Raw genomic sequence first — 23,309 nt, forward strand, 5'->3', positions numbered from 1 at the left:
ACTTTAAGGTCGGAATATTTTAATAATCAATGACTTGTTGCACCATTTGTTCAGGAAGCTCGCGATACTCGTATTCCTGATTTCTCAATTGAGGCTCGAAGCCAGCTTCGCGGATGGCTCGCTGAATTCCCTCCGAAGTAAATCGGTGAGGGGCTCCCGCGGCGGACACCACGTTTTCTTCAATCATGATGGAGCCGAAATCATTCGCTCCAGCATGCAAGCACATTTGCGCAACTTGTTCACCAACGGTGAGCCATGAGGCTTGAATGTTCTGGACATTCGGCAACATGATTCGACTGATGGCAATCGTTCTGACATACTCATCATCGGTCACCGAATTCCGAACACCTCGAATTTTGCGTAACAAGGTGCCATCGTCTTGAAACGGCCAAGGAATAAAGGCGATGAAACCTTTTGCGTGCTCGGGCTTTTCACTCTGAACTTCACGCAACCAAACCAAGTGCTCAAATCGCTCTTCAACCGTTTCGATATGACCAAACATCATGGTCGCTGAAGTAGTGATATCCAATTGGTGTGCTGCGCGCATTACATCGAGCCACTCCTGTCCTCCGCATTTCCCTCTCGAAATCAATCGGCGAACCCGGTCGTTCAAGATTTCCGCCCCAGCTCCAGGAAGACTATTCAATCCCGCCTCCTTGAGCTTCTCTAATACATACGTATGAGAGGCCCCTTCGAGTTTGGCTATGTGTGCAATTTCGGGTGGCCCCAACGCGTGAAGCTTCAGGTTCGGGAACATTTCTTTTAAATCACGAAAGAGTTGGCTGTAATAGTCCAAACCAAGATCAGGGTGGTGTCCACCCTGCAACAGCAACTGCTCCCCGCCATAGTCAAAGGTCTCTTGGATCTTGCGTTTATAGGTTTCTAAATCTGTGATGTACTGCTCCGGGTGACCGGGAGGTCTAAAGAAGTTGCAAAACTTGCAGTTCGCAATACACACGTTCGTGGTATTCGTGTTGCGATCGATAATCCACGTCACCTTTCCACTGGGAACCGATTCTTTCCGCAGCTCGTTCGCCACGAACATTAACTCGGGAGTCGATACCTTTTCAAACAACAAATGGCCTTCTTCTGCACTAAGGAAATCGCGCTCTAGCGCCCGTCCCAACAACTGATCCGTATTCATTGAATTTACCTACTTTAGCGTCGATAAAACTACAAAGAAATGAGGACTTTTGTTCGCAGGAAAGCCACGCTGGATGCGGGAGATGACGCGATTCTCTTATTCGATCACGCCGCCCAATTGGAGTATTACATTCCGGAACAAAAAGAACGGGATCATATTGACCAAACGACAGGGGCCTCTGGCAAGAAATATCTGGTGCTGGATCGAACCGTTCACGTCCACTTTCCCGCACGTGCAGTGGGCAAAGACGAGCGATCTGCAACCCTAGAAGCATGGCGCTGTCTGGGTGATGAGCTTCAAGAAGAGCTCAATCGCCAAAAGGCCAAAAACATCACCTTAGTCGACCTCACCGAAGATCAAGAAGCGGGACTGTACGTCCTGGAAGGTTTAGTTCTGGGGAATTACCGTTTTACCAAGTACTTCACCAATCCCGACCGCAAGCGCTCACTCACCGAATACTCGGTCATCTCTCGATGCTCGGACGAGCAACTGGATCATCTAAATGCCGTACTGGACGGAACATTGCGCGCACGCGATCTCAGCAACGAACCACTCTCTACCCTCACAGCTCCTCGATACGCCGAGATTATGAAAGAGTGGGGAGAAGAACTTGGAATCAAGGTCACTGTTCTGGAGAAGAAACAAATTGAGTCCCTCAAAATGGGCGGTCTTTTGGCGGTGAACCGAGGGAGTATGGACCCTCCGACCTTTACCATCATGGAATGGTCGCCCGAGGACGCTGTGAATGAACAGCCCGTTATCCTCGTTGGAAAGGGGGTTGTCTACGATACTGGGGGTCTTTCCCTAAAGCCAACGGCCAACAGCATGGACTTCATGAAGGTCGATATGGCGGGTTCTGCCGCTGTAGTAGGCGCCATGGTGGCTGTTGCCGAAACCAAATTGCCGATCAAAGTGATTGGTCTTATCCCCGCAACGGACAACCGGCCCGGTCAAAACGCCTACGCTCCAGGGGATGTTATCAAGATGTTTGACGGAAGTACCGTCGAAGTGCTGAATACGGATGCCGAAGGGCGAATGATTATGGCGGACGCCTTGGCTTACGCGAAAAAATTTGACCCCGAACTCGTCATTGACCTCGCCACCCTAACGGGCTCTGCTGCAATGGCCATTGGCAAATACGGCATTGTCGCCATGGGTAACGCTGGGGACGATGTGTGGAACGAATTACACACAGCAGCCAATACCGTGCATGAACGCCTGGCCGTTTTCCCATTCTGGCCGGAATACAGAGACCTGCTGGACAGCGATATTGCTGACCTAAAGAATATCGGTGGCCCCGAAGGTGGAGCCATTACGGCCGGAAAATTCTTAGAACACTTTACGGACTATCCATACGTACACTTTGACATCGCCGGACCTTCTTGGCTCAAGAAAAAAGACAAGTACCGCACCAAAAATGCTACCGGCGTCGGGGTAAGATTGCTATTTGAATACTTCTTGCAACGCACCCGCTACAATGAGCGCTAACCCAAGTGGCCATAGAATCCGCGTTGGTATATCGGTAGGAGACCTCAATGGCGTAGGCATGGAAGTCGTGCTCAAAACCTTGAGCGATAAGCGCCTTAACGAGCTCATGACACCCGTGATCTTTGGGTCTTCTTCAGTACTGTCTTTCTACCGAAAGCAGCTCGATTTGAAAGAGCTTCCCGTCCGGGTCATCAAGGACTGGAGTGAAGTCAAGAATGATCAAGCCAACCTTTTTGACTGTATTTCAGACCAACCGAAAATTGAACTTGGAAAGTCCACTCCTGAGGGAGGCCAATACGCCTTGAAAAGTCTTCAAGCTGCGGCTGATGCCTTGGAAGCTGGTCACGTTCAAGCCCTGGTCACCGCACCCATTGACAAGCACAACATCCAATCAGACGACTTTAAATTTCCCGGACACACGGAGTACTTAGGACAGAAATTTGGCGGTGGCCAGAGCTTAATGATCCTCTGTCGTGATGCGTTCCGAGTGGCTTTAGTCACGGGCCACATCGCTTTGAGTCAGGTCGAATCCCAGATTACTTCGCAGTCCATTGGCGCCAAGCTCCGATTGTTTGAGCAGAGCCTACGGCTCGATTTCGAAATTCGAAAACCTCGAATTGCCGTCTTAGGGTTGAACCCCCATGCCGGTGATCAAGGACTCATCGGTGATGCCGAGTCCAAAATCATTGAACCCACTGTGCGCAAGCATTTCGACGAAGGCCTTATGGTATATGGCCCTTACGCTGCGGATGGTTTTTTCGGGGCGCAAAAGCACTTGGAGTTTGACGGAGTTCTAGCCATGTACCACGATCAGGGATTGATTCCATTTAAAGCCCTAAACTTTGGTGGCGGAATCAACTTCACCGCCGGTTTACCCGTCGTTCGAACCTCACCTGACCACGGAACGGCGTATGACATTGCTGGGAAAGGAATCGCCAACGAAGAATCGTTCCGCGAAGCCCTTTATTTGGCCAAGGATGTTTACGTTCGTCGTCAGAGGCACGCTGAGGCGGCTAAAAATCCGCTAATCAAGCAAGAAGAGTCTAAATAGGATTCGGTTTTTCCATTCTTTTATTATCTTTGCAGGCCCATTGAAATCGCGATGCTATGAAGGATTTGAAGGAGTTTAGCATCCCGTTTACGGGATTGGCGCTTGGAAAGCATCAATTCGATTTCCATGTGGGAGATGAGTTCTTTGGTTTTTTTGGACCGCTGGAGTATCGAAATTTCGACATCCAGGTGGATATGGAAATGGACAAAAGCGAGCGCATGCTTGAGCTGGCGTTCACTTTCAAAGGTTCCGTGGAGTTGCGCTGCGACCTGACGGATGAGCCCTTTAACCACCCCTTTGACGAGCACGTCAATTGGATTGTCAAATTCGGACCTGAGTTCAACAATGATGACGAAGAAGTACTGGTGTTGCCTTATGAAGCCGTGGAGGTGGACGTGGCGCCGTTTATTCGAGACATCATTTCCCTGGCCATACCCATGAAAAAAGTACACCCAGGAGTTGAAGACGGGACGTTGGAATCGGAGATTTTGGATCGCTTGGATGAACTGAGCCCTGAAATCAAAGAGGAAAAAGAAGAAGGGGAAGAAACTGATCCCCGGTGGGACAAACTGAAGGATTTATTGAACGATTGAGCAACGAACGTAAATAGATAAAAATGGCACATCCAAAGCGCAAACAGTCGAAGACCCGTCGCGATAAGCGTCGTACGCACTACACAGCTACGGCTCCTACAATTGCTACTTGTCCGACCACAGGAGAGCCTCACTTGTATCACCGTGCTTACTGGAGCGAAGGTAAGTTGTACTACAAGGGCAAAGTGGTGATGGAGAAAGAGGAATTGTAAGCCCTCGCTCGTACTTATTGAAAACAGATTAAGTAGATTTGGTTCCTGGAGCCGAATCTACTTTCTTTTTAGACCGTACTTTAGCGGCGCCACAACGAACTGAAACCTATGGGAAATCTCACAGCAGCCATCACGGCCGTAGGCGGTTATGTTCCTGAATACGTGCTCACGAATTCGGAACTTGAAAAGATGGTAGACACCACTGACGAGTGGATCACCACCCGCACGGGAATTAAAGAACGCCACATCCTCAAAGGCGAAGGGCTTGGAGCCAGCTACATGGCCATCAAAGCCGCTCAAGAAATCATTGATAAAAAGAATTTAGACCCGGCCGAAATCGACATGGTCTTGGTCACGACGGCTACACCAGATATGCCGGTTGCCGCAACGGCAACCTACACGGCTTCTGAAATTGGTGCAGTGAACGCCTTTGGATACGACCTGATGGCAGCCTGTTCGGGCTTTCTGTATGGACTCGCCACAGGCGCCAAGTTTATCGCAAGCGGCCAATACAAAAAAGTCCTGGTGATCGGTTCGGACAAAATGTCTTCGATCATCGATTACACCGACCGCACAACTTGTGTCATCTTCGGTGATGGTGCAGGAGCAGTTCTCCTGGAACCAAATGAAGAAGGACTCGGTGTGCAGGACGAAATACTGCGTTCTGATGGAAAAGGACGTCAGTTTTTGAATATTAAAGCAGGAGGGTCCATGTATCCTCCCAATGCAGATACAGTAGCTGCTCGTGAGCACTTTGTTCACCAAGAAGGCCAGCAAGTATTCAAGTTCGCCGTAACGAATATGGCCGATGTCAGTGCGCAAATTATGGAACGCAATAACCTCGTCGCCGACGATGTGGCTTGGCTTGTACCGCATCAAGCCAACAAGCGCATCATCGATGCCACTGCTCGTCGCATGGGGGTTGGGCCGGAAAAAGTGATGCTCAACATCCATAAATACGGAAATACCACTAACGGTACACTGCCGCTTTGCTTGCGCGACTATGAAGGCCAGTTGAAGAAAGGAGACAACATTATTTTCGCTGCTTTCGGTGGCGGATTTACCTGGGGATCACTCTACCTCAAGTGGGCCTACGATTCTTGATATAATTGTTAGTTTTGTTTCAATACGCTAAACCCGAATCAATATGGATCTAAAAGAAATCCAGAGTTTAATTCGTTTTGTGGCTAAGTCCGGTGCTACGGAAGTAGATCTGGAAGTAGATGGAGTCAAGATTTCCATCAAAACGAAAGGAGATGGGGAAATTAAAGAAACTACTGTGGTTCAACACGTGCCCGTTGCCGCAGCACCCCAAGTTCAAGCCGTTCCTGCTGCGCCAGCCCCAGCGGCTCCGGCACCAGCAGCTCCTGCTCCAGCAGCACCAGAAGAATCAGCGGGTGATGATTCCAAATATGTGGAGATCAAGTCTCCAATGATCGGAACCTTCTACCGCCGTCCTTCTCCAGATCACGACACCTTTGTTAACGTAGGTGACGAGATCAGCGAAGGGTCAGTCGTCTGTGTGATTGAGGCGATGAAACTCTTCAATGAGATTGAATCAGAGATCTCAGGAAAGATTGTTAAAGTACTGGTAGAGGACTCAAGTCCGGTTGAATACGATCAGCCCTTGTTCCTCGTAGACCCTTCATAAACCGCTCACCGAGCGCCAAAATTTGCACCCATGAGCAAAAAGATGTTCAATAAAGTGCTTGTGGCGAATCGCGGTGAAATCGCTCTTCGTGTCATCCGGACATGTAAAGAGATGGATATCAAAACTGTCGCGGTTTATTCACAGGCTGATAAGGAAAGCCTGCACGTTCGTTTCGCAGATGAAGCGGTGTGCATTGGACCTGCCAGTAGTGCAGAGTCCTACCTCAAAATCCCGAACATTATCGCTGCTGCGGAAATCACCAATGCGGACGCCATTCATCCTGGCTACGGGTTCTTGAGTGAGAACGCAAAATTCTCAAAGATTTGTGAGGAACACGGCATCAAGTTTATTGGAGCCACGCCGGAGCAAATCAACGGAATGGGCGATAAAGCTTCTGCCAAGGAAACCATGAAGAAAGCTGGGGTACCTACCATCCCGGGTTCTGACGGTTTGTTGGAGAGCTTAGAAGAGGCTCATAAGATTGCCAAGAAAATCAAGTACCCCGTTATGCTTAAAGCCACTGCTGGTGGTGGAGGCCGCGGGATGCGCGTAGTCAAAGGTGAAGACGAGCTCGAAAAGGCTTGGAATTCTGCTCGTCAGGAAGCAGGTGCAGCCTTTGGCAATGATGGGATGTATATGGAGAAGTTCATCGAAGAACCTCGTCATATTGAAATCCAAGTAGTAGGAGACAGCCGCGGTAAAGCCTGTCACCTCAGCGAACGAGATTGTTCCATTCAGCGCCGTCACCAAAAACTCGTCGAAGAGACTCCTTCTCCATTTATGACCTCATCGCTCCGTCGCAAGATGGGTAAGGCTGCTATCAAGGCGGCTGAAGCTGTGAAGTACGAAGGAGCTGGAACGGTTGAGTTTCTCGTGGACAAGCACGGTGACTTCTATTTCATGGAAATGAATACCCGTATTCAGGTCGAGCACCCAATTACGGAAGAAGTCATTATGCACGACTTGATCTGGGAGCAAATTAAGGTAGCTGCCGGAGAGAAAATCTCAGGTAAGAACTACGAGCCAGAATTACACGCTATTGAATGCCGTATCAATGCGGAAGATCCATTCAATGATTTTCGACCAAGTCCAGGAAAGATCACGAATTTCCATGCGCCAGGTGGACATGGCGTCCGTATCGACACACACGTGTACGCCGGATATGTGATTCCTCCATACTACGATTCCATGATTGCTAAGCTCATCACCGTGGCACAGACACGTGAAGAGGCTATGGCAAAAATGCGTCGTGCCTTGGACGAATTTGTGATTGAGGGAATTAAGACGACGATTCCTTTCCATCAGGCGCTGTTCAAGCACAAAGAATTCGTCAATGGGAACTACACCACCAAGTTCTTGGAAGAATACGACCTACTCGGGACCAAGGGAGGCGAATAATCAAGCATTATAAAAAGCAAAAGCCGCTAGTTAGTCACTAGCGGCTTTTTTTATGTTGTACGTTCTATTTAAAGCTGATCTAGAACGCGCTCGCCAATGAGCTCAAGTACGGCACGTCGAATGCTCTCAGCATCATAATGGCACTCCGTGTACAATTCATCTTGCGTCCCGTGCTCTACGAATCGATCGGGGATACCCAATCGAGTAACGCGCGCAGAATAACCGTGATCCACCATCCATTCGAGTACGGCAGATCCCATACCTCCAGTGATGCATCCGTCTTCAACGGTCACCACTCGGTCGAATTTCTCGAAGATTTCAGTCAACATTTCCCCGTCAAGTGGTTTGACGAAGCGGAGGTCGTAATGGGCTGGATGAACGCCATCGAGCCGTAGGCTCTCCAAAGCTTTGGTGGCGTAGTTTCCAATGTGACCAATGGTCAAGATGGCTACGTCTTCACCTTCTTGAATGCGACGACCCTTGCCGACTTCTACCAGCTCGAGCGGAGTGCGCCATTCAGGCATCACACCCTGTCCACGCGGATAGCGAATCACAAAGGATCCCATGTCCTCTTGAGAGGCCGTGTACATGAGATTTCTGAGCTCTTGTTCGTTCATGGGGGCACTCACAATCAAATTGGGAATGCAACGCATGTAGGCCAAATCAAAGGCTCCGTGGTGCGTGGGACCATCTGCTCCGGCCATACCGGCTCGGTCCAGACAGAAGACCACGTTTAAATTTTGAAGGGCCACATCGTGTACGACTTGGTCGTAGGCTCGTTGCATGAAAGAGCTATAGATGTTGCAGAAGGGCACCATCCCTTGGGTCGCCAATCCGGCACTAAAGGTCACCGCATGCTGTTCGGCAATACCCACGTCGTATGCGCGATCCGGCATTTCCTCCATCATGTACTTCAAGGAGCAACCCGTGGGCATCGCCGGGGTAACCCCCATGATTTTTTCGTTCTCCTTAGCCAACTCAATAATGGTATGGCCAAAAACATCTTGGTACTTGGGCGGTTGAGGAGCCGTTGGGGTACTCTTGATGATTTCACCGGTTTCTTTATCGAAAAGTCCAGGCGCGTGCCACTTGGTTGGACTTCCGGCCTCTGCAGGTCCATACCCTTTTCCTTTGACGGTTATCGCATGAAGGATTTTAGGTCCGGGGATGTCTTTAAGATCGGCCATCACTTGGGCCAGGTGATCGACATCGTGTCCATCTACAGGACCGAAATAGCGGAAGTTTAGGCTTTCAAACATGTTGCTCTGCTTGAGCAGTGCTGATTTTACAGCGTTCTCTACCTTCTGGACGATTTTCTGAGCATTCGGTCCAAACTTGCTCACCTTACCGAGCAAATCCCATACTTCGTCTTTGACCTTGTTGTAGGTGTGCGACGTGGAGATGTCGGTTAAGTATTCTTTAAGAGCACCCACATTTGGGTCAATGCTCATGCAGTTGTCGTTGAGCACCACCAGTAGATTGGTGTTCTCCGCTCCGGCGTGATTGAGGCCTTCGTAGGCCAAACCAGCGGTCATCGCGCCGTCTCCGATCACGGCGATGTGTTGGCGGTCATCTCCTTTTTCGCGGTTTGCCACGGCCATTCCCAAAGCTGCAGAGATCGAGGTACTGCTGTGACCAACGCCAAAGGTGTCGTATTCGCTTTCGCTACGTTTTGGGAATCCGCTAATGCCCTTGTACTTCCGATTGGTGTGAAATACTTCACGTCGACCGGTCAAGATCTTATGACCGTAGGCTTGGTGGCCCACATCCCAAACCAACTGATCGGTGGGCGTATTGAATACATAGTGCAGCGCTACGGTCAACTCTACTACCCCTAAGCTCGCACCGAAGTGCCCGCCTTTAACGGAGACAAGGTCCACGATAAAGTCGCGCAGTTCGGTCGATACTTGCTTGAGCTGGCTCTTGTCGAGCTGGCGCAAGTCTTCAGGGCTGTTGATCTGAGCCAATAAGGCTCCTGGCTTGAACTCCATCGATGGTCGTTTTTATCTCTCCTCTAAGGGCAATTAGGCAAAGATAACAAACCTTCGGGTCGGGGGTTCATTTATACTTTCGCAATTCTGTTCGGATACAGGCGATACAGCAAGCGATTCTGGAGGTAGAACATCACCGGGACAATAACCAAGGTCAAGAATGTCGCGAAGGTGAGTCCGAAGATAATGGTCCAGGACATCGGGCCCCAGAAGATCACATTATCCCCGCCAAAATAGATCTGTGGATCATATTCCGAGAATAGCGTGTAGAAGTTGATGTTCATTCCTGTGGCCAGCGGGAGCAATCCCAAAACGGTCGTAATGGCCGTCAAAAGTACTGGACGCAAACGGAGCTTTCCTCCTTCTACAATAGACTCAAAGAGCACTTCCTTGGGCAGGTATTCCGTGGCTCCTACACCCAACTCTTCCTTTTTACGGGCAATGATCAGCTTGGTGTAGTCAATCAATACAATCGCATTGTTCACTACAATTCCCGCAAGCGAGATGATACCAATCATGGTCATCATGATCACGAAGTTCATTCGGAAGATCACAATACCCAAGAACACCCCAATCAAACTCAAGACTACTGCCGAAAGGATGATGAACGGTTGTCCCGCGGAGTTGAACTGACTGACCAAGATCAAGAAGATCAAGAAGACCGCAATCATCAATGCGCGGCTCAAGAAGGCAAATTGCTCCGCCTGCTCTTCCTGCTCTCCGGTAAAGCTCAAGGTATTCTCAACGGGCACCGAATAATTGGCCATACGCGCCTTGATCTCGTTGTTCACCGCAGTGGCGTTGTAGCCCTCCAGTACATTGGACGAAATGGTGATGACACGCTTCAAGTCTTTACGCTTAACCGAGCTAAACGTAGAGGACTTTTCTGCACGGGCCACAGCTGAAATGGGCACCTGTTGAATACGACCATTGCTCTGATCGCGGAAAGTGATGCGCTGATTCATCAAGGCTTCTACATCGTAGCGGTAGCGATCGTCAAAACGAACGACGATGTCGTAGTCGTCCTCACCGTCTTTATAGGTGGAGATTTCCTTACCGAACAAAGAAGTACGAAGTGCATCTCCAATCATGTAGGTCGATACGTTGTAGCGACGCGCTTTTTCGCGATCGATAATGATCGGCATCTCCGGCTTCCCGGATTCCACGTCGAGCTTCAACTCTTCAATTCCACCAATATTGGCTTCATTGATGTAGGCGCGAACTTTCTCGGCCTCTGCCAATAATTGGTAGTAATCATCTCCCGCCAACTCAATGTTGATTGGAGCTCCCGCTGGAGGACCTTGATTGTCTTTATCCACCGTAAGCTGAACTCCCGGATAACGGCTAACATTTGCGCGAATTTCTTTCAACAGATCACTGGACTGGAGTCCACGGCGGTCTGCGAATTCCACGAACTGAACCGTGATCTTCGCTTTGTTGGGCGTTTGTGCCATGGAAGGACCTGCATTTGGATCGCTGGTTCCTTCACCCACCTGGGCAATCACGGACTCGACCATCCAGTTGCGCGTTACTTCCACGCCGTCTTCCTCTACCGTTTCCTCGTATTTCTTAATGGTTTCCAAGACCTGTGCTTCCACTTTCTTGGTCAACTCATTGGTCACTGAAATGTCCGTTCCAATGGGCTTTTCAATGTAGATTACCGCCTGGTTGGGCTGGTTTTCTGGGAAAAACTCAATGGGTGGTGGGAATACACCGGTCAATACAAAACTGAAGAACAACAAGAAGATGGTTCCGAAGAAGAAGAGATATGCTCGTCGGCCCGCTAGGGCAAAACGAAGTATCCCTCCATACACACGCTCCAATGCAGGGATCGCCGTGTTTTGGAACCATCGGGTCGATGGCGTCAAGATGTAGTGGTTCAAGAAGCCCATGGATCCACCGAGGATCAAAAGGTTTCCGAAGGTGACCATTCCTCCTTTCCACTCAGGTCCAGAGGCACCCATAACCACAAAGAGGAGTCCAAGGCCAATCAAGATAATTCCGATCAAACGAAGGCGTTTGAGGTTCACTTGTGCCTCTTCAACGCGCATGTAAACGCTGGTCAATACGGGGTTGATGACCAAAGCCACGAAGAGTGAAGAACCCAATACGATCATCAAGGTGATGGGAAGATACTTCATGAACTCACCAAAGAGTCCTGGCCACAAGGCCAGCGGCAAGAAGGCCGCCAAGGTCGTTGCTGTAGAGGCGATAATGGGCACGGCCACCTCCCCTACACCGGCCTTCGCCGCCTGTATGGGGGAATAACCTTCCTCCATGAGCCTGTATATGTTCTCGACCACCACAATCCCGTTGTCCACGAGCATTCCCAAGGCCAAAACCAAAGAGAAAAGCACCATGGTATTCAAGGTCACTCCGAAGCTTCCGAGGATGAAGAAACTCATCAACATGGAAAGTGGAATCGCGATTCCCACAAAGAGGGCGTTGCGGATACCGAGGAAGAAGAGGAGAACCAAGACCACGAGGATGATTCCGAAGATGATGGAATTCTCCAATTCATTTACCTGATTCCGCGTCTGGTCACTTTGGTCGTTGGTAATGGTAATGACCAAGTTGTCCGGAAAGAAGGTCTCTTGTGCATCGGCAATGATCTCGTTAATACGAGAAGAGGCGATGAGCAAGTTCTCTCCCGAACGCTTCATGACGTCAATCATAACTACCGGCTCCGTGTATTCACGAGCAAAACTAATGGGGTCTTCCCCTTCAAATTTCACCGTGGCAATGTCGCGGAGGTAAACGATGTTTAAATTCTCCTGCTTGACGATCACGTTTTCGACATCCTGAACAGACTCAAATTCTCCCAGGACACGTACGTTTCGGCGATACTCATCGACCAATAAGTCTCCACCTGAGATGGTGACATTCTCGGACTGGATGGCATTAGCGACATCATTAAAGCTGATGTCGAGTGACTCCATCTTGTAGAGATCAATGTTGATCTTCATTTCCTTGTCCTGAACTCCGCGGATTTCCACATCTGAAATTTGTGGAAGCGCCTCAATCTCTTCTTCCAAGAACTCAGCGTAATCATTGAGTTGATCAATGGAGAATGGGCCCGAGAGGTTAACGTTAAGGATAGGCACGAGCTCCGAGAAATTCAGCTCAAAGACATTGGGCTCTGCCGGCAAATCATTCGGGAAGTCGGGATCGCTTTTGGCGATATCCACCTTGTCCTTCACTTTGCGAAGGGCGTCCTCGGGAGTGACGTCAAAGTCGAATTTGACTTGAATCGTGGAGTAGCCCTGTACGGAAGTCGAGTTAATCTCATCGATACCAGTAATCCCGTTAATCTCTTTCTCGAGAGGGCGGGTGATGAGTCGTTCAATATCGACGGGTGAGTTCCCTGGATATGGGGTACCCACGTAAATCTCCGGTGTTACAATCTCCGGAAAGGCCTCCTTGGGCATGGATGTGTACGATGTCAATCCGGCAATGAAGATAATGGCCGTCAAAACGAAGACCGTCATCCGGTTGTCCACCGACAACGACGACAGACGAAATTCCTTGAAGAATTTCATCACTTTATATGTTTTCTGTTGCTCTGACATGAGAAGTTCTTTTGGAGGTTCTTATAGCGTGTTCGCCGCAATTCGGACGTCCTGGCCTTCACGAATAGATCGAGCACCTTTGTCCACGATAAAGTCCGTGGCCTTTAGTCCTTCGGTAATCTCCGTCATATTCTGATAGGTGAACCCAGTAGTAATCATTTGCTTGCGCACTTTGGCCACACCGGTTCCCTGAGAAACGACGTACACAAAGCTCTCACCTGTTGGTGTTTGCTGGATGGTACGCGCTGGAAGGACCAAGGCCTCCTCGTCGTTGTAGTCCATCACATTCACCACGGCCAAAAGATTTGGCTTCAACTCAATCCCGCGCACATTGGTCAGGTTAACCTCCAATTTGAAGGTCCGGTTGTTCGGGTTGATGTAGTTTCCAGTACGGGTGATTTTCGCTTCTAGGGTCGTGTCCAAAGAAGGGAATTCAATCAGTACTGGAGTACCTGCCTTTACTTTGCTCACATAGTATTCACTGACATCTGACTCCAAGTAGGTTTGATCCAAGTTGATCAAGCGTACCACAGGAGATGATGGTCCAACATATTCCCCTTTGCGCGGGAAGACCTCATCAATGACACCAGAGAACGGAGCAATGATTTGAGCCATTTGGATTTGACGCTCCAAGGTAGCCTTACTTTGCTCCAAAGCTTCCTTGCGGTTCTTGGCATTCAAGTAATCCACTTCTGAACCAATTTTTTGATCCCACAAACGCTTTTGACGCTCGTACAAGTCAATGGCCAAAGCCAAGTTGGTCTCTACTTCTTTGAGTTGACTCTTCATCACCTCAGCATCCAGCTCGACCAATACTTGTCCTGCACTTACGCGCTGGCCTTCTTTCACGTTCATTCCGGTGACATTCCCTGCACTTTCGGCATAGAGGGTCACGTTCTTGTTGGCGCGAACAACTCCGTGCACGCTGAAGTAGTGCTCAAAGTTCTGTTGGCTAACGGGAAGGATGGAAACCAAGGCGCGCTTCGCGTTCGTATCCAAGCTTGAAATCTTCTCGTCCAAGACAGAAATTTCATCCAGCACTTTCTGAGACAAGACAATCAAAGAGTCTTTTTCAGCTCTCAATTGACCCAAGTCCGAAGTATCTTCTGTAGGGGTGGTACCGCAGGCAGCGACTACGGCTGCGACAACAGTAAGGAGGATAAACTTTTTCATTTTTAGTAACGGTTAAGTGCTTTGAGTAAGTTCGATTTAGCGTCGATCAAGTTGTAAGTAGAGTTGATAAAGTCATTTTGACTATCCAAGAATTGTCGCTGGGCTTGTGCCAGATCCAAACTCGTAGAGATTCCCTCTTTGTACTTGGTCAATTCCTTGTTGTTGATTCGACTGGAGAGTTCTAGATTTTCTTCGGAGGTCACGTAGTTGTCCAAAGCCTGATAGTAGTAGGCACGTGCTTGTTGCACTTGAACCATGATGTCACGGCCCGTGCGCTCCAGGTTCATGGAACTTTGGTCCACATTGATCCGCGCTTGAGCTACCGCATTCTTGCGTCCAAAAGAGGCAAAGATGGGCACGTTCATGCGCACTCCGAGAAGCTGAGTGGGGAACCAAGCCGCATCTCCAAAGAAATTAAAGGAGTTCGACTGGCTGTTTTGCTGATAGCTGTAAAACGCGCTGAGGCTCGGCATATAAGCTGCCTGCTCGTTCGCCATTTTGAGCTCGTCCGTACGCAATTGGTTTTCGGCCAATTGATAATCAATATGGGTGGTGAAGTCAAAGTCGCCCACAAGGGTTTCTTCTCCTGCGATGTTCACGATATTGTCCAAAGGTGTCACGAGGTCAATCTCACTGTCAAGGGGCAATCCCATCGTAAAGAGCAAGATGTTCAAGCTGACGCCTTTTTGACGTTCGGCCTGCCGCACACGATTCTCGGTACTCAGCACCAAGAGCGCGAGCTGGTCCACGTCTTGTTCCGCCACGAATCCTTCGGATTGAAGGGCCGTGGTCTCTTCCAAGGTGGCGCGTAGGCTCTTGGCGGATTCCGTCAATACATCGTAATTCTCCTGAGCGACCAATACTTGGGCGTAGAGCTGGATGATGGCGTTCGTGATTTCATACTCGGTCTTCACCTTCAACTTTTCCGACAATTCCAGAAATACGCGGACACTTTTAGTCGCCACGATGTAGGATCCGTCGAAAATCAACTGGTTGGCCGTGATGTCAAAGCCCATGTTTTGCTCGGGCTGAAACTGCACTTCAATCAACTCATCCGGATTTCCGCCAGGGACAAAGTCTCCGGGAATCTGTTGAATGGGCACTTCCAGGTAGTTGTTGTAGGAAACCGATCCGTCGATTTGAGGCAAACCGATGGCCAAGGTTTCTTTGACGAGGCGCTTCGCCTTCTCGATTTCGAATTCCGAATCGCGCAGGGCGTAGCTGTTCACTTTAGCGAAGTCGATGGCTTCGGCCAAGGTGAAACTCGTAGAATCCTGTGCGGCCAGGGAGACGGGCCACAACAGCAATCCAATGAGCACTTTTTTTAGTGTTTCCATTGCTTCTCTTCGATTAATTTGTCGAGGTATTCTAACCCCAGGGGTGAACAAATGCCACGGAGGTGGTATTCCAAACTCACGTGGCTGATTAGTGTGATGTCGTAGTCTTCGATGGGGAACCAATCCGCTTCCGTCATGAGGTCCGCTTTGCCGAAATACATCAGCGCAATCAGCTCCTCGTTGAGTTCTGGTCTGTACAGACCTTCTTCTTTTCCGGCTGTGATATTGGTCTTGATGGTCACCATGAATTCTCGGAAACGAATTTCCTCGATCTTCTTCCAGGTGGCCGGGTAGTACTTCTTGAGTTGGAACTTAGCGGCGGGATTGTGAGCTTCCACCATACCGCACATAAACTCATCCAACATAAACATGTGATCGATAGCATTTCCTGGGGCTTCCCAGATTTCATGCACTCGGGGAATAGTGGTATCCACCAAAAAGGTGAAGGCCTTATCCACCAGGTCTGCTTTATTATCGACGAACTGATAAAGCGTCTTTTTTGAGATCGCCATATCCCTCGCCACATCATCCATCGTCACACTCCGCACTCCGAGCTGCATAAACATCTGGAGAGCGTGCATTTTGATCCTTGCTTCTAGTTCTTGTTCCATATTTCGGGGGCAAATGTAGTGAATGTAACTACACGGAAACACTTTTGTTTAAAAATGTTTCCCTTTTCTTTTTGTTTCGAATGAGTTAAGCGCACGTTAAGGCCCTGCGGGCCGATGGCCCAGCATCGCGCCGTAGGCGCTACAATTGTGGCGGTACAGCTTGATTAAGTGGGTGGAAATAAATTCCTTTGCAGGGTCAGATTCAGAAGATTAGAACATGAAACGGATCAAGGTCAAAGAGCTGCTGAGCGGCGAAAGGATAGGTGAAGAAGTAACAGCCAAAGGATGGGTGCGCCACTTTCGGAGCAACCGTTTTATTGCGCTGAATGACGGAAGTTGCTTGACCAATATTCAAGCGGTAGTAGACCACGAGAACACTTCGGAAGAGGTCCTCGCTCAGATTTCCGTGGGTGCTGCCGTGCGCGTCACCGGTGAGCTCGTAGAGAGTCAAGGACGCGGACAGAGCGTGGAAATTCAGGTGCGTGAAGTTGAGGTCCTCGGTACTGCAGATCCCGAAAAATACCCCCTTCAACCCAAGAAGCACAGCTTGGAATTCCTTCGGGAGATCGCGCACTTGCGTCCTCGGACACAAAGCTTTAGTGCCGTTTTCCGGATTCGTCATGCCGTGGCTTATGCCATCCACAAGTACTTTAACGACCGTGGGTTCTACTACATGCACACCCCGATCATTACGGGGAGCGATGCGGAAGGCGCTGGGGAGATGTTCCAAGTGACCACGCTGGATTTGGAAAACGTGCCCCGCACCGAAGATGGCGCGGTTGATTTTGAACAAGACTTTTTCGACAAACCGACGAACCTGACCGTATCGGGACAGTTGGAGGCGGAACTCGGGGCCATGGCTTTGGGTCAGGTCTATACTTTTGGCCCTACGTTCCGGGCGGAAAACTCGAACACCAGCCGTCATTTGGCGGAGTTCTGGATGATTGAACCAGAGGTCGCCTTTGCCGACTTGGACGACAACATGGACCTCGCTGAGGACTTTTTGAAAGAAGTAATCGGATACGTCATGGAGCACTGTGACGAAGACCTCGCTTTCTTGGAGAACCGTCTTTTGGATGAGGAGAAATCGAAGCCTCAGGCCGAGCGTTCACCTCGTGCCTTGCGCGACAAGCTCAAATTCGTCATCGAAAACGAGTTCAAGCGCGTGTCCTACACAGAGGCCATTGACATCTTGCGCAACAGCAAGCCCAACAAAAAGAAGAAATTCAACTACCTGATCGACGGATGGGGCGCGGATCTTCAGAGTGAGCACGAGCGATTCCTCGTCGAAAAGCACTTTGAAGCACCTGTCATTCTGTTCGATTACCCGGCAGACATCAAAGCCTTCTACATGCGCCAAAATGAAGATGGCAAAACGGTGCGGGCCATGGATATCTTGTTCCCGGGCATTGGCGAAATCGTGGGTGGATCGCAGCGGGAAGAACGCCTCGATGTCCTTCGCCAGAAGGTAGCCGACTTCGACATTCCCGAGGAAGAGCTTTGGTGGTACTTGGAGACACGTAAATACGGTACTGCGCCACACAGTGGCTTCGGTTTAGGATTCGAGCGATTGGTCCTATTTATTACCGGAATGGGAAATATTCGTGACGTTATTCCATTTCCTCGATTCCCAGGTAGCGCGTCTTTCTAAATTATTCTATTTTTGGTCTGGTACGACTTTTGATGAGTCGCTTGTAACCAGACCTAAAAATGCTAAAACAACAGCTCCAACAGAAGCTTAGCCAGAAGTTATCTCCTCAGCAAATACAGCTGATGAAGATGATTCAGTTGCCCCTACAGGCGTTGGAGCAACGGGTTAAGCAGGAGTTGGAAGACAACCCGGCTCTGGAAGAAGCCTCCCTCGATTTCGACAACGATACGTCTACGGACTTCGATGACTACGAAGACCGGGAACAGAATACCATTGAAGCGGAGGACATCAACGTCGACGAGTATTTGAGCGATGACGAGATTCCGAACTACCGCCTCCACGCCAACAATCATTCAGCGGATGATGAGGACGCACGCGTACCCATTACCGCAGGGGCCACCTTTACCCAGATTCTCTTGGATCAACTTCAAATGATCAAGATGGATTCGGAGGTGGGTGAGATCGCACGATACCTTGTAGGCGCCGTAGATGACGACGGCTATATTCGCCGGGAGCTGATGGCCATTCTCGATGACTTGGCCTTTACCCGGAACATTTTTACCACCCTCGACAAGTTGGAGGAAGCCTTGGAAGTGGTGCAGACTTTGGATCCTCCGGGAGTGGGTGCCCGGGATCTACAAGAATGCCTCTTACTGCAGTTGGATCGGAAGGCCCAGAGCCTCGCCGTGACCAACGCCATTTGCATCTTGGACAAGTGCTTCGATGAGTTTTCCAAGAAGCACTACGAACGAATTACGCGCAAACTCGACATCTCCGAAGAGGAATTGAAGGACGCCATCGAGGAAATTGTCCGGCTGAACCCAAAACCGGGTGCCTCCGCTGCGCAAAACACGCGTGGTGCGGCTCAGGTCATTCCCGATTTCACCATCAAAATTGTCGAAGGGGAGCTGGAGTTGACCTTAAATTCGAGAAACGCACCAGAACTGAACGTTAGCCGAAGCTACAATGAGATGCTTCAGCATTTTCAGAAGACCAAGGACAAAGCGAACAAGGAGCAAAAAGAGGCCGTCCTCTTTGTCAAGCAAAAGCTGGATTCGGCGAAGTGGTTTATCGATGCCATCAAGCAGCGTCAACACACCTTGTACATCACCATGAACGCCATCATGGAAAAACAGCGGGAGTACTTTTTAACCGGTGATGAGCGCATGATGCAGCCGATGATCCTCAAGGATATTGCCGATGAGATTCACATGGATATTTCGACGGTCTCACGGGTCGCCAGCAGCAAGTATGTTCAAACGCCCTACGGAACCTTCCTCATCAAGAACTTCTTCAGTGAAGCGATGACCAATGAAGAAGGAGAAGAAGTCTCTACGCGGAAAATCAAGAAGATCCTGGAGGATCTCATTGGCGAGGAAGACAAGCGCAAGCCCATCACTGACGAGAAGCTTTCTGTAGCGCTCAAAGAAAAAGGTTTCCCAATCGCGCGTCGAACTGTTGCTAAGTACCGCGAGCAATTAAACATTCCGGTCGCTCGTTTACGTAAGCAACTCTGATGACCTGGATTTCACGCTTTTTTCTTTACCTCCTGCACCCGATGATCATGCCGACCCTCGGAGTCCTGCTCATCAATGCGTATTCGCCCATCCAAATACCGGAAGAGTACTACTACCTCTTCGTGGGCATTGTGTTCGCCGGAACCTACATCCTTCCCGCACTTCTCGTTATTCTGATGATGCTTTTTGGCATGGTGCAAAGTATTGAGTTGCCCAATCGCCAAGAGCGGTCTTGGCCGCTTCTGTTCTCAGCACTGGCGGTTTACTCTACGGAGCGTATTCTGGAACACCTATATACACCAGTAGACATTCTTCACTTTCTTCAAGGCATCACCTTGTCCTTGGCCATCGGCTTTTTTGTCAATCAAGTCATCAAGGCCAGCGTTCACGTGGCCGGAATGGGAGGGCTGATCGGAGGAGTTCTCGGTATATCCGTCCTCAGTCAAATCAATCTGTTCTACCTCTTAGGACCCCTCTTGCTCTTGGCTGGTTTTCTTGGCACCACCCGTATACACCTCAAAGCCCACCAGCCTTCCGAGGTGTATATCGGATTTCTGGTGGGCTTTGTACCCGTATTTACGGTGATGATTCTTTAGAACGCGATCAGCGAAAAGCCGATCGTCAGGGCCTGTCCGCTCAATTCTGTTCCATCTTGCAACTGCGCACCGTCAAATAGATCGGCCAGTGAATAGGTGAAGCTAAAGGCTCCTTCTCCAAATCCAATCCGCAAGACCGCATCAGCGTGGAACGCATTTGTTCCGCTCAGGCCGAAGGTCTTGACGCTGTAGGTTCCTTCCTTGTAGTAGTTGATGGTGGAGTAGTTCCAACCGACACGAACTCCGGCGTGCACCTTGAAGTACCCTCCATTTGGATTGGGCTTCCCGCGGTAGCGGAATTCAATCGGCACATAGATACGGCGAAATGCGGTACGGTTCCGCGTGGGATCTTCTCCGTCATCCAATAGACGCCAAACCGTTTCACCGGCCCCTTCTGTATTGGGCGGATTCACGCTTCCATTCAAGTTCGAGTTGACCTGCGTCCAACCCATTCCCAATCCAATCGCCACACTGTTGTTCGATTGGCCAATGGCCACATCACGGTAGGCGGTAAAGAAGTGCGACCAACTGAATCGGCCATCTTGACTGATGGGGTCAGCACTTTGAAGTAGAGGCGTTCCAATGTCGTAAATGAACAGCTCTCGCCCGAACTGTTCCTGTGCGCTAGCGGCTAATCCGCCCGCTAGGGCGAAAATCAGTAGTAGTTTTTTCATAGTCCTAAAATAAAAAACCCCCGGAACATTCTCCGAGGGTCTTTCAAAAATATTTGAAACTACTTAGACGACCCCTTGGTCGATCATGGCATCTGCAACCTTCACAAAGCCAGCAATATTGGCTCCTTTCACATAATCAACGAACCCGTCAGCATCTTTACCGTACTGGACACAAGACTTGTGAATTTCCTTCATGATACTGTGCAAACGAGTATCCACTTCTTCCCGCGTCCAGCTCAATCGAAGGGAGTTTTGACTCATCTCCAATCCACTCGTCGCTACTCCTCCGGCGTTACTCGCCTTACCTGGAGCAAAGAGGATCTTGTTGTTGTGGAAGACCTCGATCGCTTCAGGCGTAGAAGGCATGTTTGCTCCTTCCGACACACAAATTGCACCATTGTCCACCAAGGCTTGCGCCTCCGTTCCATCGAGCTCATTTTGTGTCGCACAAGGAAGAGCAATGTCGCACTTCATGCTCCAAGGGCGTTTGCCTTCGTGGTATTCCGCACCTGGATACTTCTCCGTGTACTCCTTAATACGTCCGCGACGAACGTTCTTAAGGTCCATGATGAAGGCCAGTTTGTCGGCATCGATACCGTCGGCATCGTAGATAAATCCTCCTGAATCACTCATGGTCACCACTTTGGCTCCCAATTGAGTCGCTTTTTCACAGGCAAACTGAGCCACGTTTCCCGAACCAGAAATCGTCACGACTTTACCGCTGAAGGACTCTCCTTTGGTCTCCAACATTTGCTCTGCAAAGTAGACGTTCCCGTATCCGGTCGCCTCGGGACGAATCAAGCTTCCTCCCCAGTTGTGTCCTTTCCCGGTCAATACTCCCGTAAACTCGTTACGCAAGCGTTTATACTGTCCAAAAAGGTAGCCAATCTCACGACCACCCACACCGATATCTCCAGCCGGAACATCCGTGTCTGGGCCAATGTGGCGCGCCAATTCGGTCATGAAACTCTGACAAAAGCGCATCACCTCATTATCCGACTTGCCCTTAGGGTCAAAATCAGATCCTCCTTTTCCACCGCCCATAGGCAAGGTGGTCAAAGAGTTCTTGAAGACTTGCTCAAAGGCCAAGAATTTCAAGATGCTGAGGTTCACTGATGGGTGAAAGCGCAAACCTCCTTTGTACGGCCCAATCGCCGAATTCATTTCAATACGAAAACCGCGGTTCACTTGAACCTCGCCTTCGTCATCAATCCAAGGCACACGGAACATCAACACGCGCTCGGGCTCTACGATCCGATCGAGAATTTTGTGCTCTTTGTACTTGGGATGTTCTTCAATAAACGGGATTACCGTTTCAGCCACCTCCTGCACTGCCTGCAGGAACTCTGGTTCATGGCCATTCTTCGCAGTTACGCGATCCATGAACTCTTTTTGTGTAGCGTTCATACTGTGAAGTGTGTAGTTATTTCAGCAAAAGTAGAAGAAAAACTTAAGGTGCAACTTTTTTTTGGCCCTACGGGCCGATGTGCCGAGTGCCAAAAGCTGTCCTTGAGGTCGTCTAGCTTCGACCTATGGACTCAGAAGAACTCATTTTTCGCATGGCCCTGATGCAGATTGACGGCCTCGGGCCTGCCACTCTGCAAGAGCTCTTGCACTACTTTCCAAAGGCTTCCGCCCTAAGCTCAACGCGGGCAACAGACTTGGCTCGAACACCTCAGAAACTCCACAAGTGGATTCGGCGAATTCCCCAAGAGGTCACACAATGGCTTCCCTATGCCGAAGAGAAATTTAAATCCCTTCAGACCCGCTCCGACTCAATCCTCGCCTCAAATGATCCAGACTATCCTTCTCGGCTCTCACAAATACCAGACCCACCTGCACTTCTGTACGCCAGAGGAACACCTTCATTTGAAGCTCCTCGAACCGTCGCCATCGTCGGTGCACGTAGCGCCTCTGAATACGGACGACGATTTGTCCGGAACTTGGTTCAGCATCTTGTTCCCTACCAACCCGTAATACTTTCAGGACTGGCCGTTGGTATTGATGCCGAGGCCCACAGGAGGGCCTTAGAATACGGCCTTCCAACTTGGGCGGTATTCGCCTGCGGCTTTGACCGTATTTACCCAGACCTCAACAAGAAACTCGCCCACGACATTCTTAAAGACGGGGCATGGATCTCTGAATTTCTTCCTGGAACACAGCCCGTCCGTGGCCATTTTCCTCGCCGAAATCGGATCATTGCAGGACTGGCCGATGTCTGTGTCGTGGTCCAAGCAGCCCGCAAAGGCGGTGCACTGATCACCGCCAAACTGGCCAATGACTACGGCCGAGATGTCTTCGCCCTTCCAGGTCGAGTCGAAGACAAGTCGGCACAGGGATGCAATAGCCTCATCCGCACACACCAAGCTCACCTCATTGAAGACTCCCGAAATCTGACGGACCTTCTGGGATGGAAACCCACTGGAACCCCTATTCAACCTCGTCTTCCTTTAGACCTCGACGAGTCCTCTTCGCTTATTTTGAAGCTCATCTCCTCAGAAGAAGGGTGTTCTTTGGATACTCTTTCGGCCGAACTGGGAATGGACGTGGCACAACTCTTGCCTCTACTCATGCAATTAGAGCTGCGCAGCCTCATTCGCAATACTGGGGCACATCACTACGTCCGCTCTGGATGAAGCGCTTTTTGTACATT

Annotated in this window: 19 protein-coding genes; 11 read left to right on the forward strand and 8 right to left on the reverse strand. The window is 49.9% G+C overall.

Features of this window, described 5'->3' with window-relative positions; genetic code table 11:
* Positions 1 to 19: 19 nt before the first annotated feature.
* Positions 20 to 1,144 (reverse strand): dehypoxanthine futalosine cyclase, encoded by a 1,125-nt coding sequence (mqnC, locus tag HZ996_02130; protein QTN37986.1) that lies wholly within the window; start codon positions 1,142 to 1,144, stop codon positions 20 to 22.
* A gap of 39 nt (positions 1,145 to 1,183) precedes the next feature.
* Between mqnC and HZ996_02135 the strand changes: the two genes are divergently transcribed.
* The 7 genes from HZ996_02135 (at position 1,184) to accC (ending at position 7,537) form a co-directional block, all read left to right on the forward strand.
* Complete coding sequence (locus HZ996_02135) at positions 1,184 to 2,632, forward strand: leucyl aminopeptidase (protein ID QTN37987.1); 1,449 nt, start codon at positions 1,184 to 1,186, stop codon at positions 2,630 to 2,632.
* Positions 2,622 to 3,683 (forward strand): 4-hydroxythreonine-4-phosphate dehydrogenase PdxA, encoded by a 1,062-nt coding sequence (pdxA, locus tag HZ996_02140; protein QTN37988.1) that lies wholly within the window; start codon positions 2,622 to 2,624, stop codon positions 3,681 to 3,683. Before HZ996_02135 ends, pdxA begins: the two co-directional genes overlap by 11 nt.
* A gap of 56 nt (positions 3,684 to 3,739) precedes the next feature.
* The gene (locus HZ996_02145; GenBank protein QTN37989.1) at positions 3,740 to 4,276 is read left to right on the forward strand and encodes a DUF177 domain-containing protein; all 537 of its coding nucleotides are present in this window, start codon (positions 3,740 to 3,742) and stop codon (positions 4,274 to 4,276) included.
* A 23-nt stretch (positions 4,277 to 4,299) separates the two neighbouring features.
* A complete protein-coding gene (gene rpmF / locus HZ996_02150; protein ID QTN37990.1) occupies positions 4,300 to 4,488 on the forward strand; it encodes a 50S ribosomal protein L32 in 189 nt (62 codons plus the stop codon).
* A gap of 108 nt (positions 4,489 to 4,596) precedes the next feature.
* Positions 4,597 to 5,592 carry a ketoacyl-ACP synthase III gene (locus HZ996_02155; GenBank protein QTN37991.1) on the forward strand — a complete coding sequence of 332 codons (996 nt, stop codon included), beginning with the start codon at positions 4,597 to 4,599 and terminating at the stop codon, positions 5,590 to 5,592.
* A gap of 43 nt (positions 5,593 to 5,635) precedes the next feature.
* On the forward strand, positions 5,636 to 6,139 hold the full coding sequence (gene accB, locus HZ996_02160) for an acetyl-CoA carboxylase biotin carboxyl carrier protein (protein QTN37992.1): 504 nt from the start codon (positions 5,636 to 5,638) through the stop codon (positions 6,137 to 6,139).
* A 42-nt stretch (positions 6,140 to 6,181) separates the two neighbouring features.
* Positions 6,182 to 7,537 (forward strand): acetyl-CoA carboxylase biotin carboxylase subunit, encoded by a 1,356-nt coding sequence (gene accC / locus HZ996_02165; GenBank protein ID QTN39987.1) that lies wholly within the window; start codon positions 6,182 to 6,184, stop codon positions 7,535 to 7,537.
* A 68-nt stretch (positions 7,538 to 7,605) separates the two neighbouring features.
* On the opposite strand, the gene HZ996_02170 is transcribed toward accC, so the two are convergent.
* The 5 genes from HZ996_02170 to HZ996_02190 all read right to left on the reverse strand — a co-directional run bounded on the left by HZ996_02170 (position 7,606) and on the right by HZ996_02190 (position 16,218).
* A complete protein-coding gene (locus HZ996_02170) occupies positions 7,606 to 9,528 on the reverse strand; it encodes a 1-deoxy-D-xylulose-5-phosphate synthase (GenBank protein ID QTN37993.1) in 1,923 nt (640 codons plus the stop codon).
* Positions 9,529 to 9,599: 71 nt separating this feature from the next.
* On the reverse strand, positions 9,600 to 13,097 hold the full coding sequence (locus tag HZ996_02175) for an efflux RND transporter permease subunit (GenBank protein ID QTN37994.1): 3,498 nt from the start codon (positions 13,095 to 13,097) through the stop codon (positions 9,600 to 9,602).
* Positions 13,098 to 13,118: 21 nt separating this feature from the next.
* Positions 13,119 to 14,270 carry an efflux RND transporter periplasmic adaptor subunit gene (locus HZ996_02180; protein ID QTN37995.1) on the reverse strand — a complete coding sequence of 384 codons (1,152 nt, stop codon included), beginning with the start codon at positions 14,268 to 14,270 and terminating at the stop codon, positions 13,119 to 13,121.
* Positions 14,271 to 14,272: 2 nt separating this feature from the next.
* Positions 14,273 to 15,607, reverse strand: coding sequence for a TolC family protein (locus HZ996_02185; protein QTN37996.1), 1,335 nt, complete (start codon positions 15,605 to 15,607; stop codon positions 14,273 to 14,275).
* A complete protein-coding gene (locus tag HZ996_02190; GenBank protein ID QTN37997.1) occupies positions 15,595 to 16,218 on the reverse strand; it encodes a TetR/AcrR family transcriptional regulator in 624 nt (207 codons plus the stop codon). Before HZ996_02190 ends, HZ996_02185 begins: the two co-directional genes overlap by 13 nt.
* Positions 16,219 to 16,435: 217 nt before the next feature.
* Here HZ996_02190 and asnS point away from each other — a divergent pair, with 217 nt between their 5' ends.
* From asnS to HZ996_02205, 3 genes are read left to right on the forward strand one after another with little or no spacing between them, the layout of a single operon-like run.
* Positions 16,436 to 17,869, forward strand: coding sequence for an asparagine--tRNA ligase (gene asnS / locus HZ996_02195; GenBank protein ID QTN37998.1), 1,434 nt, complete (start codon positions 16,436 to 16,438; stop codon positions 17,867 to 17,869).
* Between the two features lie 59 nt (positions 17,870 to 17,928).
* A complete protein-coding gene (gene rpoN, locus HZ996_02200) occupies positions 17,929 to 19,386 on the forward strand; it encodes an RNA polymerase factor sigma-54 (protein QTN37999.1) in 1,458 nt (485 codons plus the stop codon).
* Complete coding sequence (locus HZ996_02205) at positions 19,386 to 19,982, forward strand: hypothetical protein (GenBank protein QTN38000.1); 597 nt, start codon at positions 19,386 to 19,388, stop codon at positions 19,980 to 19,982. Before rpoN ends, HZ996_02205 begins: the two co-directional genes overlap by 1 nt.
* On the opposite strand, the gene HZ996_02210 is transcribed toward HZ996_02205, so the two are convergent.
* Both HZ996_02210 and gdhA read right to left on the reverse strand, forming a co-directional pair.
* Positions 19,979 to 20,656, reverse strand: coding sequence for a hypothetical protein (locus HZ996_02210; protein QTN38001.1), 678 nt, complete (start codon positions 20,654 to 20,656; stop codon positions 19,979 to 19,981). The two genes, HZ996_02205 and HZ996_02210, sit on opposite strands and share 4 nt — an antisense overlap.
* Before the next feature lie 63 nt (positions 20,657 to 20,719).
* Entirely contained in the window at positions 20,720 to 22,063 is a 1,344-nt protein-coding gene (gdhA, locus tag HZ996_02215) for an NADP-specific glutamate dehydrogenase (GenBank protein QTN38002.1), read from the reverse strand.
* Between the two features lie 125 nt (positions 22,064 to 22,188).
* Between gdhA and dprA the strand changes: the two genes are divergently transcribed.
* Complete coding sequence (gene dprA, locus HZ996_02220) at positions 22,189 to 23,292, forward strand: DNA-protecting protein DprA (GenBank protein ID QTN38003.1); 1,104 nt, start codon at positions 22,189 to 22,191, stop codon at positions 23,290 to 23,292.
* The last annotated feature ends 17 nt before the right edge of the window (positions 23,293 to 23,309 follow it).

The sequence above is a fragment of the Cryomorphaceae bacterium genome (assembly GCA_017798125.1).
Lineage (GTDB): Bacteria > Bacteroidota > Bacteroidia > Flavobacteriales > ECT2AJA-044 > ECT2AJA-044.

Coding starts and splice junctions, on each gene's coding strand:
- mqnC (QTN37986.1), bottom strand. CDS start 1,144: ATGAATACGGATCAGTTGTTGGGACGGGCGCTAGAGCGCGATTTCCTT.
- HZ996_02135 (QTN37987.1), top strand. CDS start 1,184: ATGAGGACTTTTGTTCGCAGGAAAGCCACGCTGGATGCGGGAGATGAC.
- pdxA (QTN37988.1), top strand. CDS start 2,622: ATGAGCGCTAACCCAAGTGGCCATAGAATCCGCGTTGGTATATCGGTA.
- HZ996_02145 (QTN37989.1), top strand. CDS start 3,740: ATGAAGGATTTGAAGGAGTTTAGCATCCCGTTTACGGGATTGGCGCTT.
- rpmF (QTN37990.1), top strand. CDS start 4,300: ATGGCACATCCAAAGCGCAAACAGTCGAAGACCCGTCGCGATAAGCGT.
- HZ996_02155 (QTN37991.1), top strand. CDS start 4,597: ATGGGAAATCTCACAGCAGCCATCACGGCCGTAGGCGGTTATGTTCCT.
- accB (QTN37992.1), top strand. CDS start 5,636: ATGGATCTAAAAGAAATCCAGAGTTTAATTCGTTTTGTGGCTAAGTCC.
- accC (QTN39987.1), top strand. CDS start 6,182: ATGTTCAATAAAGTGCTTGTGGCGAATCGCGGTGAAATCGCTCTTCGT.
- HZ996_02170 (QTN37993.1), bottom strand. CDS start 9,528: ATGGAGTTCAAGCCAGGAGCCTTATTGGCTCAGATCAACAGCCCTGAA.
- HZ996_02175 (QTN37994.1), bottom strand. CDS start 13,097: ATGTCAGAGCAACAGAAAACATATAAAGTGATGAAATTCTTCAAGGAA.
- HZ996_02180 (QTN37995.1), bottom strand. CDS start 14,270: ATGAAAAAGTTTATCCTCCTTACTGTTGTCGCAGCCGTAGTCGCTGCC.
- HZ996_02185 (QTN37996.1), bottom strand. CDS start 15,607: ATGGAAACACTAAAAAAAGTGCTCATTGGATTGCTGTTGTGGCCCGTC.
- HZ996_02190 (QTN37997.1), bottom strand. CDS start 16,218: ATGGAACAAGAACTAGAAGCAAGGATCAAAATGCACGCTCTCCAGATG.
- asnS (QTN37998.1), top strand. CDS start 16,436: ATGAAACGGATCAAGGTCAAAGAGCTGCTGAGCGGCGAAAGGATAGGT.
- rpoN (QTN37999.1), top strand. CDS start 17,929: ATGCTAAAACAACAGCTCCAACAGAAGCTTAGCCAGAAGTTATCTCCT.
- HZ996_02205 (QTN38000.1), top strand. CDS start 19,386: ATGACCTGGATTTCACGCTTTTTTCTTTACCTCCTGCACCCGATGATC.
- HZ996_02210 (QTN38001.1), bottom strand. CDS start 20,656: ATGAAAAAACTACTACTGATTTTCGCCCTAGCGGGCGGATTAGCCGCT.
- gdhA (QTN38002.1), bottom strand. CDS start 22,063: ATGAACGCTACACAAAAAGAGTTCATGGATCGCGTAACTGCGAAGAAT.
- dprA (QTN38003.1), top strand. CDS start 22,189: ATGGACTCAGAAGAACTCATTTTTCGCATGGCCCTGATGCAGATTGAC.